The sequence below is a fragment of the Bacteroides sp. RTP21281st1_H5_RTP21281_210402 genome (genome assembly GCF_040918965.1).
Lineage (GTDB): Bacteria > Bacteroidota > Bacteroidia > Bacteroidales > Bacteroidaceae > Bacteroides > Bacteroides congonensis.
On record NZ_JBCOWR010000016.1, the window covers coordinates 27,989 to 44,589 of the forward strand.

Consider the following 16,601-nt stretch of genomic DNA (forward strand, 5'->3'; position numbering starts at 1 on the left):
GATGCTAATTGAGGTAAGGCACTTTTGGCATAAATACATTGAAGATGGATACTTGGATAAATATTGGTGGAAAGCCCTGAGTGGCAATTAAAAAAAGGGAGCTTTCCTATTTTCTTGTTCTTTTGTACGGGATTCGCCTGGATAATTTGTTTTCTCGTTTATCTTTGCGAATATCATTTCACGATTTACTTCGACGGGAATCCATTCTGATAGAAATTGTAACTGTCTTCTATGTTTTCAGGAGTATCTGCTTCTAATACATAAAGTATTTCACGGCAGAAATCCAGTGGTGCAAGTCCGTTGGCTGTTACAATATTGCCATCTCTTACGGCTTGTTTGTTGATATAATTGGCTTCGCCGGTATATCCATTTCCGGCATATTGCTTTATATAGTCAAGTCCGTTACTCGTATGTTCCACATTATTGAGGAATCCGTGCGAGCCGAGAAAAACGGAAGCGTTGCATATTCCGGCAACTAACTTCTTTTCTTTTAATGCTTTTTCGACCAAAGGAACTATTTGCTCTGCTTCGGGCGAAAACCAACGCATACCGCCGATTAGTATTAATCCTGCATAATCTTCCGGCATATCATTTATGCCGTAATCGGGCAAGACTTTGAACCCGCCGATGGATACGACGGGCTCTTTACTTATAGATAAGGTCTTTACTACATAATTAATGGGACTTCCGGGCTTGACGCCTGCATTCAGGTTGGATGCAATATAAGCTCCTTCCCAGTCTGCGAACTCGTTCAGCAGTACAAAAATTATTTCTTTCTTCATGTTTACTGTATGGGTTAATTTCAAACAATCATTGACACTATTCTTTGATTACTCCCCCCCCCCTTAGAACCGGAAACTCAATCCCCCTAAGAAATTGAATCCTTGGGCAGGATAATCCAGATAATATTGATACTTCTTATTCAACAGATTATGTACCTGTGCATAAACAGATACTCCTTTGAATACATTGTAACTTGCTCCGATATGCAAATCGTTGATTGCAGTCATCTTTGAATATCCTTCCACTTCTTTTCGGTTCACATAATCATAACCGAGATTTATATTTAAAGCGGAAATCGGATGAATACGTACATTGAAAGACATTTCACTGACAGGCTTCACTGCCAACAGATACTTTTCGGTTTTACTGTCCCAATTGCGATAAGTGTATTTGGCTGATATTCCCAAAATGTCTTTGTAATCATAGCTGATTTCACCACCGAGGTAGAAGTTATCCGTATTGTCTTGAGCAAAAGTGAGATAAGAACCGGAATGATTTGTCTTGCTTGGGTCAAATCCCAAATACGATAAGTCGTTTTTAAGATTCTGATAACCGCCGTACACATTAAACCAAAGTCCCGGATAGGGGCTCGCTTTAAATCCGATTGTACCATTGATTTGCTCGTAAGTGTCATAAGGACGCTGTACATATCCCAAAGTTGCAGTGGAATTTACATCTGGCAATTCGCCATAAGGACAGATACTTTCCAGCCTGCGGAAATCATTCAATAGCTTGCCACCCGTTGCTTTTGCATAAAGCACATAGCTGTCGGAGAAAATATATTGTGCAGTTACGTCTGGTGAAACACGGAAAGACTTGTCGAATCCAAAAGAGAGGTCTACATTGGCACCGATGTGTAATTTCCAGTCATCATTATCCAGTTCATAATAAGGATTCAGAAGAAGCGTTGTATAGTTCTTGAAATACTCGTCTCCGGTAGAAATATTTTTTGTATATCCACTGTATAGGAGATTATTCATTTCTAAAGCGATGGTTACGGACTGTTGGTCACCGATAGCTCCTGTGACATCGCCTTTGGTACGTACAATTGTCTCTTTAAGGGCTGTATTGGCATCATTCTCATTGAACATGTTATGCTGACGTTCATACATCAGCAGATTCGTTTCGGCATTGAAACGAAGCGGTGCTGTTTCATCAATGAAATGGATGCCGGCATGGAAGTCACCAGAAGTAAACTTCTGTTTGCTGTTTACACTTCCCGGTCTGAAGTTGAAGTTGCTCAGGCCGAAGTTTCCGGCAATATTCAAATCCAGTTTGTTGAATTGATGTGTATAATCCACATTAGCACGTGTGCGATAGTAAAAAGCATTCCATTTTTCACCATCTGTGAAAGGAAGAGTCAACTTACCATCCATTCCATCCATTTGGAAACGTACATTCAGCTTATCTTTTTTCGACAGACGGAATAAATAATTGGCAAGAACATCCAGATTACCTAAATTACCGTATCCGGCACGCACATATCCGGGAGTTGTTCCGGGTTGGATTTCTTTTCCGGTATAAGGATTCATCAAACCTGCCGGAACAGAAGTTGCCGGAAAAAAAGTCGTGGCATATTCCACCTCTTTCTTGCTCACTGTCGGCTCTTCCACTTTGGGCAGGACGTTTACTTTTGATGCGTCCATAATATCCGGATTATATTCTTGTTCCACAACAACGGTACGATTCATGGTCGTATCTTTGGGCTGGGTAGTTTGGGCTTGAAGGACGGATGGCATGGAAATTGCCAATGCAAGTCCGCCTATTATAGATAGAGAATGTTTCATCTTATTCTTTACTTTTTTATTTTCAACTTTTAATTTGCACCTTTCAACTTGGCAAGTCTGCTTTCGATCATACTTTCTATGTCATCGTTACCCTGGTAATTCTGTTGCAGGCTCAGCAGATATTGGCATGCGTCGAGGTCTTTACCCGTAGCGGCATATACATCGGACAAAAGGACGAAACTACGTGCCAGCCAATAAGCGTGCGGTGTACTTTGTTCTATGTAGTTGAGCAGTTCCTTTTCCGCGGCAGCATATTCTTTCGCGTCAAACAAAGATTGTGCAACCAGGTATTTAGCTTCGGCTCCGTATGGATTACGGGTGTCTTTTGCCAGTTCGCGGAAATCATCCATGGCTTTTTTATCCGCCTTTTGTTTGACATAAGCTTTAGCCCGATAATAAAGAGCTTCATTCCGCAGTTCAGGACTAAGTTTAGGTTCAGCCAATAAATCGGTAGCTGCATGGATGGTCTCAATATCATCCCTCAACAGGAAGGCGCAGCGGAGTATCCCCGTTTCGGCAAGCTGGCGACGTTCTACGTTGGTCGCTTTCTCTTTCAGCATCTTGTAGCTTGCCAGTGCTTCTGCTGTCTGTTGTTGGTTGAACTGCACTTCGGCACGCAGGATAAGGGCTTCTTCCGCAAACGGATTGTTCGGATATTCCAGCAATTTACCGGAGTGGAGAAGAATCATATCATAGTTTTTCTGCTCGTTTCCAATCAGGCAGAGATAGTAATGTGCATTCAGGCTGAATGCTCCTTCCGGGAAAGTCTGCAAATATTTGTTGAGACTTGTCTTGGCTTCTTCCATCCGTCCCCGCATATAAATCTTTTCTGCGGCAGCATATGTCAGTGAATCCTGTTCGTTGGCATCGAAGCGGATGTGTCCCGGCATGGCATTCGCTAAAGCTGCGAATTCATCTATACGGTTCAAGTCTACATAAATTGACTTTAAATCACGCATGGCTAGACGGGCTTCTTCACTGCCCGGATATTTCTCGATGACTTGCTTATAGGCTTCGATAGCCTGATTGTAATCTCCCTTCTGATAATACAGCAGACCGATTTCCGCCGCAGCTTTCCGGCTGACCGGGCTTTCGGGATATTTGTTCAGCAACTCCTTGAAAGAAGTGATTGCCTGGCTGTTATTATCCATCAATACATAAGACCGTCCTTTCTCGTAAATAGCATTCACGGCATAAGGAGAAGCGGGATACTTTCCTACGAGACGGTTCAGCAAGGTAATCTTACCGGTATAATCTTTTTGTAGACCGGATACAAGAGCCAGTTGATAGAAAGAATAGTCTCCGGAAGGAGTATTCATTTGTTCGGCTTGTGAATAGTAATGCTTGGCTTCCTCGAAGTTGCGTACATTCAAGTGACAGTCACCGATACGGTTGTATGCATCGGCTAAAGCCGTTGCGTTTTCGCCTTTCTCCAGTTGGACATACTTTTGGAAATAATTGCTTGCTTGCGTATAGTCTTTCCGGTGGAAAGCGATGTATCCTAGGTTATAATTGGCAAGCGCATACATCTCGTTATTGGGCTGGGTAGTCAGTTGCAGATAAGCGTTGAAGTCGCGTGCGGCTTCCATCATCCGGTTGAGACGGTAGTAAGATTCTCCACACCAATAGTAAGCATCTGCTTTGGTCTGACGGTTGTATTGCCCGATGGCAATGGACTGATTCAGGTATTTCAGAGCCTGTTCGAAATCAGCATTGGCAAAGGACTGTGTTCCCAATTGGAACAATATCTTTTGCTTGGCTTCCAATATCTGTGCACTCGGTTTGGCAATCCGGTCAATTGATTTCAATGCAGCATCGTAGCTGCGGGTATTCATATAGACTTCTACCAGATAGCTGCTGACTTTTTCTGCGTAAGGAGAAGTCGGAAATTCGTTCAGGAACTTTTCGAAAGCAGTGACCGATTCACCAAAAGCGGAGAAAGAAGTCTCATGCAGGCAAAGGGCATAGTTATAAGCTGCCTGTTCCTTGATTTGCATATTGGCATTGGATGCTGCCGCTTGTTCGAAAGCCATGCGGGCTTTGTTCTTTTCTGCCAGTTGCAGATAGGAGAGTCCCATATGCAGGTAAGCATTCTGTGTGAGCGCGTCATTGGTAGTTGCCACTTTACCGAGTGTCTCGGCTGCTTTGGAATACACTTTCGTCTGATAGTAAGAAAGTCCCAGCATATAAAGGGCATCGCGGCGGGGAGCCGAATGGTCTTTGTTCAAATAATCATTGAATGATTCTACCGCTTTATGGTATTCTCCGAAGTGATAATAAGCATCTCCGAGAATACGGTACATTTCCGCTGCATGTTCATTGTTCGGATAAGCCGATAGATAATTCTGCGCTACAATCTGTGCCTTATCATAGTTTTTGAGCTGTGCATAGATTTCAGCGATATAATAAGGTACGAGAGCCTTGTATTTCGGATCGTCTTGCAGCGGAAGGAAACCTTTCAATGCTTCGTTATAGCGTTTCTGTGTGTAACGGATATAAGAAATGTAGTAATCGCAATCTTTTGCATATTTGGGACTGTTGGCGCGCAGCGTCTCAAACCAAATAGCCGCTTCTCTCAGATTATCAGTTTTTAGATAGCAGGTAGCTAATTGATACGTGCGGTCGTCGCGTTCTTCGCTACTGAGCAAGTCGAGGTCGGTAGAATTGAAAAGCGCCATCGCTTCATTGTACTTTCCTTCGTAGAAATAGCAGGAAGCCAGTAATGAATAGATACGATTGGCAAACGGAGTATCGGGATAGCGGTCGAGATATTTGCGGAGCAATTCGATACGGTTCTTGTCATTTAACTCGTATGCCGAACTGACCAGCATATACTCCGCATCTTGAAGCAGGCTGGCTGTTGGCTTTTGTTTTACAAATGCCTTTAGTGCCGGCAGGGCAGCGGCATAATTCTTTTCCTGGAAAAGTTCTTTCCCTTCTTTATAAAGGTTGTCAGCCGAAGTGAACTTGTCACCTGTCTGGGCAAATCCTATAATGGGTGCGCAGCAGATAGCCGCGCAAATGAGTCTGGTAATTTCTTTTTTCATAATCGGGTATTTATGCAAAAGTACTACATATCTTTCAATGACGTATTTTAATAGCTATTAATTTAAAGCTCATTAAAATATTAGACAGAATAGAATGGGATATGTTTCTCTAATTTGTTATATTTTAACGAATTATCTACTTGATAAGAACTTTTTAAGTCCCCGTCGTATAGAATCCAACCCGAAATCTTCCGGATTAATTTCAGAGAGAGGCAGGAAGAAAGAATCTGCCACATCATCCATTGCCGAAAAATGGCTCATATCTTCTACTGTGCAGAGAAAAAATATATCGAGAGTGTGTACAGGAAAACCTGAATAGATGTAAATATTAGGCAGTGTGAACTGATAAACAGCTTTTTTTACTTTCAATCCCGTTTCTTCGAGCACTTCGCGGGCAACACCTTCTTCGCCTGTTTCATTCATATCTATAAATCCGCCGGGCAGGTCGAGCGTCCCTTTAGCAGGCTCTTTGGCACGTCGGCAAACGAGCAGCTCGTTCTTTTCATTCAAGATAAGTGCCACGGTAGCAGCAGAGGGATTAAAGTAATAGACAAAACCGCAGTCGGCACATCTTTTGGACTTCTCGTTGTTAACTTCGAAATGAGATGAACCACATTCGGGACAGTATAGGAATTGGGATAGGGGATGCTTCATAATTCTTGGGCAGATACTGCATTTTGGTTTTTTCGATTACAAAAGTACCTAAAAAAACAAAAACGACAAACTTTGTAGGTGTATCGCTTTTGCCTGCCTTTCCTTTTTCCCTCAAAGAAGACTTTTCTTTGAATTATTTTACCTGGAACTTTTCTAAACTTTCTCCAACGAAAGGTGCTTTATTTGAATTAGTAACCAACATTGTACTGTGTATTTTATTATATCCGTATTGTTTGTTCCATACATCTTTGTTAGCTAATTGTATACTGTATTCCCAACGTGCCGAAATGGTTGGTCTGGGGTCGGGAAGATTCAAATAAATATCATATTCACCGCTTGGCATTGATTCCGGCAGTCCGAATCGAGCCTGAATGGTAATCTGCTCATTCGGAAACCAGAAACGCGGGTCTTCTTTAAGCTTGCTCTTATACTTGTTCTCTTTCTTCTTTTTGTGGACAAATACAATCTCGACATCTCTCGGATTAAATGGGGCAGCCCAACCTGTATTCTGTAACTTTATCACCACCTCATAAGGACAACCTATTTCTCCTTTGGGAGTAAAGTACCCTTCGGAGAGAGTGAAGCGATACCCCAGACGCTTTTGTATTTCGTTCATACATTGTTCGTCTTCCCATTGATTGATGACACCAGGATGATAATCAATATTGATATAAGACCAATGATATTTGGCGAAGTCAACTACCGCATTCTCACAGTTTGAATACTCCGACAGTTTACAAGTCTCACCGCCCATCGCTACATACTTTGTTTCCCATTCCCAGAATTTTCTGTAATCGGGATTCTCTCCGAAAGTGCCCATATCGTCTATGTCGGCCAGAAAACAGTCGTTGTGAAAAGCTATACGAGATAAGTCGGATTCATTATAAGCCGTTTTCCTGGTAATGGTGTCGGTGTAGTTAATATTGAAAGTAAATAACTTGGCTACCGGATACCGTACACTTATCATCCTATCTTTAGGCATCACTTTCAGAAGGGCGTCCAGTACCTTACGGCGGGGAGCGTACTCTCCCTTTTTAGGCTGGTAGTTATAATGGTCGGTATAGTACCATTCTCCCCATACCCCGACAAATCCGGCTTCGAGTACACATATTACATCCGAAAATTCTTCCAGAATGGGTTTTAGTTGTTGGATATGCTGTTCCGTGAGTTCCCAGGGAGCATCCCATGGTTTTTCGTTTTCAGAGGAAGTATATGCAAAGCGTAATACAGATTTTGCTCCTCCTTTTCTGAGAGCCAACATATTGTTGCGTATCCGTTGCAGATATTCTTCGGAAATCAACTTATCTTTGAAATCTCTCATGTAGTAGGCGGTGAATATAAGGCTCATGCCTTTCTCCCGACATTCTTTCAAGAAGGCAGGGGTAATGGAGTGGTTATTGTCCGTGGCATATTCCTGATGAGTGAAGAATCCTCTCTCCGGGTTACAAATTATTTCCTCCGAGGGTTGGTATGTTACTTTCTCCAGTTGATCCGGTGCACTGAAAGCGGGAGATTCTGTTTCTTCTTTGGAGTTTACTTTGTCATTGCAGAAAGTCAATAACAGAGCCGGAATACAAAAAAGAGATAACAAGAGTCTTTTCATGGGATACTATATATGAAGTGTGAATATTCGGGATTATTTAACTTCTACAAACCAGGGAAGCCGTGAAAGAGGGACATCGAGGGTATACGTTTTACCTCCTTTATAGACTTTTCCCAGATCATCTTTCCATTTACCTTTGGGGAGTTTTACTGTACGTGTATTGTCGCTGGACATAATGGGGGCTATCAGGTATTTATCCCCCAACATATACTGGTCCCTGCATTCTTCAAATCCCTGATTAGGGAAGGCATAATCCATGTGACGTACAATAGGTTCTCCTGTAATAGAGGCATTTTTTGCCTGTGAGAGTATATAATCACCTAGTTGCTCATGCCATTTGGCATACTTGATGCACGTTTCCAGGTTCTCTTTGCTTAGAATCCGCCAGGGGGCTACTGAAAACTGCATCATCGGCATCATGGAATGTATCTGGCAGGAGCGTACAATCAATGTCTGGTCAAAACCGGACGCATCAATACCCTGAAAACTGGAATATTCTCCACCGCCAATCATGTCGGGACAGGCATACGAATATCCCAACAGACCGGCAGCTATCATTGAGGGAACCAGGCTTGTCACTCCGTTCCATGAGTATTTCTTGTCACCCAGACGCTGCACTAAAGGCTGGCCACCTAATTTCCAACAGGCTCGGAATTCGTTATAAGGAAATTCTAGCCCCAACTTAGCCCATAAATAAGTCTGTTCGGTATCATACGATTGGCGGTCGAAAACATCCACCTCTTTTTCCGGATATCTTTCTGGGTCTCCCGCATCGAATTTGAAACCGTCGATATGATAGTCTTGCTGCATTTTCTTGAGCGTACTCCGTAAATGGTTATAAGCGTCGGGATTGCTCAGGTCATAGCAGGCACTGGAACCGTTCCACCAATCGAGAATTGCCGGCTGGTCACTGCCTTTTCTTTTTACCAGATATCCCTTTGTCTTTAGATACCTGAATTCTTCGCTATCGGGTGATACAAACGGACTTACCCATAACATCACTTTAAATCCCATGGCATGAAGTTCGTCAACCATTGCTTTGGGGTTCGGAAACTTGTCCGGGCGGAAGTTGAAGTTTCCGTAATCTTTTTGCCAGTTATCGTCAATCATCAGTATGCCGGTAGGAAATCCGTTGTCGATAATACTTCTTGCATATTCCAGGATATCCTTTTGATTCTGATTATATATAAGCTCTATCCAGGTATTGTATTGCGGTTTTGAGAAGAACAGTTCGGGCGGCAATATACCGGCGGGTGGGAGATACTTTCCGGAAGCGGCTAGGTAAGCCTCTTTTAATGTGTTTCCCGCGGTAGCGCACTCTATTGTTCCTCTGGCGGATTCTATGCGGATTTTGCCGTCTCTCAGTTGAAACCGGAATGGACCGTCACACCAGATATAACGTCCCTTATTCGAGATAAGTAACGGGGTAGTCTGGTTATTAAAATTCTGGGTTTGCAGGTCGGCTTCTATTGTGTTATCGCAGAAAGGCATTTTATTGCCGAGGTCGGTAGCTCCTCCCCACCATTTTTCATTGGGAAGGATTTCTATTTCTTTTACCTGTTGTGGCAAAGCGGTTGTAGCGAGGCTGAATGCCAGGATACTGAGGATTAATTTCTTCATAATATAAATATTAATGTGACTAATGCTTGATAAATTCGGAAGGTGAACTGCCGAATTGTTCTTTAAATGTTCTCGTGAAATAAGACGGACTTTCGATTCCGACGGCATAACCGACTTCACTGATTGACATATCGGTGGTTCTTAACAATTCTGCTGCCTTGTCCAACCGAATCTTACGGATGTAATTTCCCAAAGACATTCCGGTTGTCGATTTGATAAAACTATATAATTTGCTCCTGTTCATCCCAAGTTCGAGGCAGAGGTGGTCGACAGAGAATTGCCGGTCGGTTAGATTGGCATTAACCAACTCTACTAGTTTGTCAAACACTTCTCTCTGTTTCTTGTCTTGAATCTCCTGCCGGACGTTGTTGGCGGTAGACAGATTCCGTGTCTGATGACTCTTATTGAGAAGATTGCGGACATTTGCTTTGAGAAGTCTGGGGTTGAAGGGTTTGGGGATGTACGCATCCGCTCCCATTTCAATCCCTTCAATCTGGTCCTCAACCTGCGATTTTGCAGTAAGCAGAATGATAGGAATAAAACAAGTCTGTAAGTTCTTCTTTAGAGTTGCACACAGTTCTATACCGTTCATTCTGGGCATCATTACGTCTGAAATGATAATGTCCGGAAGGCTGCGGTTGCATTTGTCCAAGGCTTCCTGTCCATCAATAGCCATGATGATATTATAGTCTTTTACGAAATACTCCCTTAATATCATAAGTATTTCGTGGTTGTCGTCTACCAGCAGAATCGTAGGTTTGCCTTCCATATAGATGGCTGTGGTTTCTTCTATCTCCAATGGTTCGTACTCTACTGCATAGTTTGATAAATAGTCTTTTAGTACGAAAGTACTTTCTTCTATTTTTTCCTCTTTGGCCAGATAGGTGTCCGATATCGGCAGGGCTATGATAACTTCGGTTCCTGTATCCGGCTTGCTGCTGATGATAATTCCGCCGTGGTGGAGTTCGATAAGGGACTTGACCAGAGATAACCCGATGCCCGAACCGGTATGCTGTTTACCTGTATTATTTTGCACCTGATGAAAACGTTTGAAAATGGTAGGCAGTACGGCTTTCTCTATGCCAATCCCTGTATCGCTCACTCTTATTATCGCCTGTTCGCCGGGAATCATTTCTTTGGTATTCCAGAAAGAATCCTTATAGCGGGGAACAATGTCATTCATGTATCCTTTAGCAACCTGAATGTTGATTTCACTGCCGGCATGAGAATAGCGTATACTGTTGGAAAGGATATTCGACAGTATTTTACCGAAATGCTCCGGGTCTATCCACATCCCGATCTCCGGATTGTCAATTTGTAAGTTCACATGGATGTCGGAGGCTTCCGCCCAACCTTTGAATTCTTCGTAAATATCGCTCACGTATTCAGGAATAGAAGTATAGGCCGTCCTGAGTTGGGCGGACTTCACTTCTGCCCGGTGAAAATCAAGCAGTTCGTTGACCATGTTTGACAGTTTGCCTGTATTATGCTTTATGATATTTACATATTTGTTTGTGCAAATGTCCTCGTCTTCAGCAATCTCATTGATAGCGTGGCTTATCAAGGTCAGCGGGGTCCGGAACTCATGAGAAACATCCGTGAAGAATCTCATTTTCATTTGCATCATTTCCTCTTTCTGTCGTTCCTGTTCTTTCTGCATGGAAATCGTATTCTTCATCTGAGTCCACTTGATGAAGTAACGGAAACCTACGTAGAACAGTCCCAGAATGGCGAGGATATATAGGGTATAAGCCCACCAAGTCATCCAGAAAGGGGGGTGGGAGTAAATCTGCAATGCATATTGTTCATTACTCCATGTTTGCCAGTCGCCTGCTTCCACCAGTAAGGTATGCGAACCGAACGGAATTTTCTGATAAGCTACGGCTGGTTCCTTGCCTGCTTCTATATGTCGCCATTCATTATCATATCCTTCCAGTTTGTAGCGGTAGCGTATGTGGTGCTGGTTTCTGTAAGATAATGAGGTGAAGTTGACGGAGAAATTATTATCAGGATACTTGAGTTCAAGACTGTTGGAAAATTCGATGTCCGAGTCTACAGGTTTTCCGTTGATATGGCAACCGGTAAAGTAAACACGATATGAGGTGTTATGCGGAGTTTCGGCAATAGGAGTGAAGTAGTTCAGGCCGTGGGCTCCTCCGAAGTATATGTTTCCTTCGTCATCCTTGGCGGAAGAGGAAGTACCGAACACATAACTTTGTAAGCCATCGTTTGTGTCGAATACATTGAAGCGTTTTATCCCGTCGTCGAAGTAGTTCAGGTTAAAGCCTCCGCACCATACACGCCCGAACTTGTCGACTTCGATACTCTCTATGTCGTTGGACGTAGCTCCGGCTTCTATCCCGTAACTTTCGGCTGAGTAGTCATAAATCCCGTTGGGTCTGTCTATCAGTGTCACTTTGTTAAGCCCGTTGCCCATGGTGCCTATCCAGTAAGTAGATTCACTTCCCTTGTCGATAGGCCAGATGTAGTTACTGCTTAAACTGTTCTCGTCGTTCTCTCTCGCCAGATATTTGACGATACGGACTACTTTGCCTTCATTATCGAATATGACACGGTTGATACCCATTGCCGATGTGATAATGAGTTCATTTTTAGTTGTGTCGCTATATATGTTGTGAAGCAAGTCGGTGGACAGATTACAGGGAGCGGGTGTCCGGCTGGTATAGGTCATCGTGTTTTTCCATAGACCGTTGATCTCTTCGAAACACTCCAGTCCGGCATACGTCGTGACCCACAAACGGTTGAACTTGTCGAAATCCAGCCAGAAAATATAACCGCCGTTGATTGTCCGCAGTGAGTGGGTAACTTCTCTTGTCTTTTTATTGATAATGACGATATTATCTCTGACAGCTGCATAGACATTCCTGTTATCCGACTGTATACTTGTGATACTCGGAAATAACTGGGGAAGGTGACAATAATCCCATATTACCTCTTTAGTTCTGATATCGAAACAGCTCAATCCGCCAAACTTGCTTCCCATATATACATGGCCATCCTTGCTGTAATGTACGGAACTGATAAACTCGGAACCGATACTTGTATCGGACGTTTTGAAAGGACTGTATCTGACTGTCTTGAAAAAACGGGTCCTTGTATTGGCATAAGACACGCCTGCGGTCCAGGCGGATACCCATAGATTATTGTCCCTGTCGAGGAAGATATTGTTGATGTCACTTCCTACCGAATAGGGATTGGACGGTGAGTGCTTATGTTCCATGACAGAGGTGGACTCATTGCTTTTCCATACTTGGAAAAGCCCTTCGTTTGCTCCTATCCATACATATTCGGGGTCAACACATAAGGACAGTACTCCACCCGGAGTATGGAACATGACCTGCTTGGCTAGTGTATAACTGCCGTCGTTTTCGATTTTATATTTAGCCAGATGTTCCTGATAGATGATCCATAAATCTCCGTTATCATAACAAATATCCCTGACTCCCGATCCTATGTTATTATTCATATTGCCGGAAAACTTCAGTTCTCCCTCAGCGTCAACCTTGTAGGCAGACAGATACCTTTTTCCCGAAATCCAGGCATTTCCCAAGCTGTCTGTTGCTACCTTCGGGTTCAACTCGTCGGAAATATAATTGTAAGTGTCTCCTATCTTTCTGGCAGAAATGACCGGTTTCCCGTTATCTTTTCCGGAAGATTCGATTTTTACCAATCTGATTTGGTTATCCGATATGAGCCATAACTGATTACCAATGCCCTGCTTGAGCACCCTGACTTTGGAATAAAAGGCGGGATCGGGTTGAGACTCTGTCCGGTAACTGACAAATTGCTTGGTTCTGATATCAAAACAAGCCAGTCCGGCTTCTGTAGCCAGCCAGATATAGCGGCCTACTATCTGAATACTATAAACTCTGTTATAATAGACTGAATTTATAATACCGTTTTCGTACTTGTAGGAATCAATGGAATATCCGTCGTACCGATTAATCCCTCTATGGCTTCCGAACCACATATATCCTAAGGAGTCTTGTACGATACAGGTCACGTTATCGTGTAGCAGTCCCTCGTTTCTGGTCAGATGACGGAACAGGAGTTCTTCCTGTGCATTGCCGGTTATGAATGCACAGGAAAGAACGATAAGTGACAGAATGATTTGTTTATAATATCTCATAAGCAAAAAACGTCTGTGTTATGGACGAACGGTTATGTCAATGGTAGAGAACTGAGTGTTGTAATCATATTCACTTGCATGAATATTGTTTCCTACATTGTCTTTATACCCGCTATCCGAATAGTTTTTCATACTTGTATTGGTGCCTATTACGACTACCTGATAATTACCCGGTTGCGTATACGTATATTGATATTTCAATATTCCGGAGTTGTCATTGATGTTCAGAGACTGGCCTGTGGAGAACGGAATATAGTCTATATCGCCATAACTTGCGGAAGCTATGTAGTAATCGCCTAAATATCCGGCATTATTACTAGGAGTAAATAAGATCTGTATGTATGACAATGTACCCATAGTTTTTCCCGTAGCTCCCTGCCAGGCGTCTATAACACTTGACAAATCAACGGAGTAGTCCGTAAACGCGGTATTGGGATTCCAGTATATGTCCCAGACGGTTTCATCTCTGAATATAACCTCCGTTTCACCGACTCCAATGCCGCCGAGGCGGATGACTACCTGAAAGGTTGTGATGTCCGGACGCTGCTCTCCCGAACTGACATCTTCCAGAATGTCTTTGTCGAATCTCATCCGTAAATTCAGCTTTTTGTTTGTTCCCAGTTTGGCGTCCGTATGCAGGCGGAGTGCCTGATACCACCATTCGGGATGAACGGATGTGATTTTCAGTACATTCTGCTGAATGGACTCGTCATACTCGATTTCGACTTCCGAACCTATCAGGTTATCGCCACTGCCTGCGTTCACAACTTCTGCGAGATTGTCCGTAATGGAAGTGGAACCGGCGGGTGTATCGGCAAAGTTACAATTATACGGCGTAATTTCCGGATCGATAGGGCGATAATTGTTGTTTTGTAAATCATCGTTGGTTTTTCCTTGCAGTAGATAGTAGGCACTGCTCTTGTAGTCGTGCCCGTCGTCTCCGGTGTAAATGGATACGGCCATTGCATTATGCCGGATACTGAATATGACGGGTTCTCCTACCTTTACCTCTGTCTTGTCTGCGCTGGCGGAGATATGTAAGTTGGGGGCTTTCTCTTCATTGCACGCAATAAATGTAGTTGCTGCGAGCAGAAGTATGAATTTAGTATAGGTTGTTTTCATTCTCTTATCGTTTTAAGTTGACACAAAAGATTAATATCCCGGGTTCTGAGTCAGGTTCTTGTTCACATCTATTTCACTCAAGGGCACGGGCAATAACATATTGCGGGATTGGATATTCTCCGGAGCTCCGGGAGTTGTGATTTCCCGTTCCGTATTACTGATGAACGGGTTGTATTGCCGCCATGCCTGCATCTGCTTTACCAGGATACCGCGGCGGACGAGGTCGCACCACCTGTCGGTCGACTCGGCTACTAGTTCGCGTGCCCGTTCGTTAAGTATTTCAGTTCTGAAGGCTGTATAATCATCGCCGTATCTGTTATACTCCCAGGCAGTTCTTACTCCATCGTAGATATAACCGTATGCTCCGGGTTTCCAGTCGGGTACACATTCGTCTACTTCGGTGGCATAGTCGGTAATTAATTTACGGGGCAGTACATCCTGGTGCATAATGCCTTCATTGGCGATTCGCGAACGTTTGCGCACAAGGTTGACAGCGTCGTAAGCAGACTGTATGGAGATTCCGCTCATGTCCATTCCTGAAGAAGGTCGGTAGTCGCCGGGACCGTGGTTGACTTCGTTGTATGCTTCCGCGTACATCAGTAACACGTCCGCATAGCGGAGCAGAGGTTCATCCATACCGAAGTTGGTGTAATTGTATGATGAAGGGTCTGCCAACGGATATCGTCTGAATTTGCCGATACTCCATTGAAGCCAGTTATTGTTTTCCGTGGCCTCGCTCAGCTTCTGGTCGCCCCTTGTGTCCCAATACATCTTGTAGTCCCAGCCCCATAACGTTCCGTCGTCTTGTATGGTCATTCGCGGGCAGTTCCATAAACGGCGGATAGAGTCGCTCGGTTCATACATCATGCGGTGGTAGTCCGAACTTGAAATGTTATCCCACGAACCTCCGAGGTTCTGGTTGCCTCTGATACCGAACATCATGCCTGTCCATGTTCCCGTATCGTCACCTGTCAATCCCTGAACACACCACAAAACTTCATCCGGTGCCTTGTCCCGGGTCTTGGCATTGAATACATCCGGATAATAGTCTACCAGTTTGTAACGTCCGCCCTGAATAACAGCACTTGAATGTTCGAGTGACTTCTTGAAATTGTCGGCTGCATTGCCTGATATTTCTTTTCCGTCCCGTTGCGCTACGCTACCCAACCATAAATATACTTTAGCCAGGAAACCATGACAGGCGTCTTTGGTCAATCTGCCGTATTGATAGCCTTTTGAAGTGTCGCCCTTATCCATTGTGTGACTGATACAGTATTCGAAATCCTCTATGATTTGCCGGAATACTTCTTTCTGCGGAGTGCGTGTCACCTCCAATCCGTCAAGAGATTTGGTATCGGTCAATACCAGCGGTACATCACCAAACCACCTGACAAGGTCGAAATACAGGAAAGCACGGATGCCATGTGCCTGTCCGACATATCTTTCCCAGTTGTTGATTTTCTCTTTATTGGCAGTCACGTTGTCTATCACCGAGTTGCAGTCTTTAATCACTGCATAGTGATTTTGCCACATACCGGCGATATAGGTGTTTTCAGAACCGTATGTGAAGTTGCTTAGTCCGCTTGCTTCGTCCCAGCTTGCGCGTTTCAGCAGGTCGTTGGGGATTTGCTTGATATTATATCCCGTCACCCACGAGTCGGATAATCTGCGGTAAACACCGTTGATGGCTTGTCGCGCATCGGATTCACTGTTGTAGAAATTGTCAGTTGTCAGTCTGCCTTTGGGGTCTTCTTCCAGAAAATCGGAGCAGCCACAAATGTTCAGGCATACAAGCATTGCAATTAATATGTTAAACTTATTCATGTACTTGTTCT

At 43.7% G+C, this 16,601-nt stretch carries 9 protein-coding genes; all 9 read right to left on the minus strand.

Going from position 1 to position 16,601, the window contains the following annotated elements; genetic code table 11:
• Positions 1-185 precede the first annotated feature (185 nt).
• Positions 186-782 carry a type 1 glutamine amidotransferase family protein gene (locus AB5443_RS20015; RefSeq protein WP_277134858.1) on the minus strand — a complete coding sequence of 199 codons (597 nt, stop codon included), beginning with the start codon at positions 780-782 and terminating at the stop codon, positions 186-188.
• Between the two features lie 63 nt (positions 783-845).
• The gene (locus AB5443_RS20020) at positions 846-2,570 is read right to left on the minus strand and encodes a TonB-dependent receptor (RefSeq protein ID WP_277134859.1); all 1,725 of its coding nucleotides are present in this window, start codon (positions 2,568-2,570) and stop codon (positions 846-848) included.
• A gap of 29 nt (positions 2,571-2,599) precedes the next feature.
• Positions 2,600-5,617, minus strand: coding sequence for a tetratricopeptide repeat protein (locus tag AB5443_RS20025; protein ID WP_277134860.1), 3,018 nt, complete (start codon positions 5,615-5,617; stop codon positions 2,600-2,602).
• Between the two features lie 132 nt (positions 5,618-5,749).
• A complete protein-coding gene (locus AB5443_RS20030) occupies positions 5,750-6,271 on the minus strand; it encodes an NUDIX domain-containing protein (protein ID WP_277134861.1) in 522 nt (173 codons plus the stop codon).
• 133 nt (positions 6,272-6,404) lie between these two features.
• On the minus strand, positions 6,405-7,874 hold the full coding sequence (locus AB5443_RS20035; protein ID WP_277134862.1) for a DUF4832 domain-containing protein: 1,470 nt from the start codon (positions 7,872-7,874) through the stop codon (positions 6,405-6,407).
• Positions 7,875-7,907: 33 nt separating this feature from the next.
• The gene (locus AB5443_RS20040; protein WP_277134863.1) at positions 7,908-9,494 is read right to left on the minus strand and encodes a glycoside hydrolase family 31 protein; all 1,587 of its coding nucleotides are present in this window, start codon (positions 9,492-9,494) and stop codon (positions 7,908-7,910) included.
• Between the two features lie 19 nt (positions 9,495-9,513).
• Positions 9,514-13,644, minus strand: a complete 4,131-nt coding sequence (locus AB5443_RS20045; protein ID WP_277134865.1) for a response regulator — start codon at positions 13,642-13,644, stop codon at positions 9,514-9,516.
• A gap of 18 nt (positions 13,645-13,662) precedes the next feature.
• Positions 13,663-14,766, minus strand: a complete 1,104-nt coding sequence (locus AB5443_RS20050) for a DUF5017 domain-containing protein (RefSeq protein ID WP_277134866.1) — start codon at positions 14,764-14,766, stop codon at positions 13,663-13,665.
• Between the two features lie 30 nt (positions 14,767-14,796).
• Positions 14,797-16,590, minus strand: coding sequence for a RagB/SusD family nutrient uptake outer membrane protein (locus tag AB5443_RS20055; RefSeq protein WP_277134867.1), 1,794 nt, complete (start codon positions 16,588-16,590; stop codon positions 14,797-14,799).
• Positions 16,591-16,601: the final 11 nt, after the last annotated feature.

What these genes read in the sequence shown, in the direction of transcription:
- AB5443_RS20015 (WP_277134858.1), bottom strand. Translation starts at nt 782, where the DNA reads ATGAAGAAAGAAATAATTTTTGTACTGCTGAACGAGTTCGCAGACTGG.
- AB5443_RS20020 (WP_277134859.1), bottom strand. Translation starts at nt 2,570, where the DNA reads ATGAAACATTCTCTATCTATAATAGGCGGACTTGCATTGGCAATTTCC.
- AB5443_RS20025 (WP_277134860.1), bottom strand. Translation starts at nt 5,617, where the DNA reads ATGAAAAAAGAAATTACCAGACTCATTTGCGCGGCTATCTGCTGCGCA.
- AB5443_RS20030 (WP_277134861.1), bottom strand. Translation starts at nt 6,271, where the DNA reads ATGAAGCATCCCCTATCCCAATTCCTATACTGTCCCGAATGTGGTTCA.
- AB5443_RS20035 (WP_277134862.1), bottom strand. Translation starts at nt 7,874, where the DNA reads ATGAAAAGACTCTTGTTATCTCTTTTTTGTATTCCGGCTCTGTTATTG.
- AB5443_RS20040 (WP_277134863.1), bottom strand. Translation starts at nt 9,494, where the DNA reads ATGAAGAAATTAATCCTCAGTATCCTGGCATTCAGCCTCGCTACAACC.
- AB5443_RS20045 (WP_277134865.1), bottom strand. Translation starts at nt 13,644, where the DNA reads ATGAGATATTATAAACAAATCATTCTGTCACTTATCGTTCTTTCCTGT.
- AB5443_RS20050 (WP_277134866.1), bottom strand. Translation starts at nt 14,766, where the DNA reads ATGAAAACAACCTATACTAAATTCATACTTCTGCTCGCAGCAACTACA.
- AB5443_RS20055 (WP_277134867.1), bottom strand. Translation starts at nt 16,590, where the DNA reads ATGAATAAGTTTAACATATTAATTGCAATGCTTGTATGCCTGAACATT.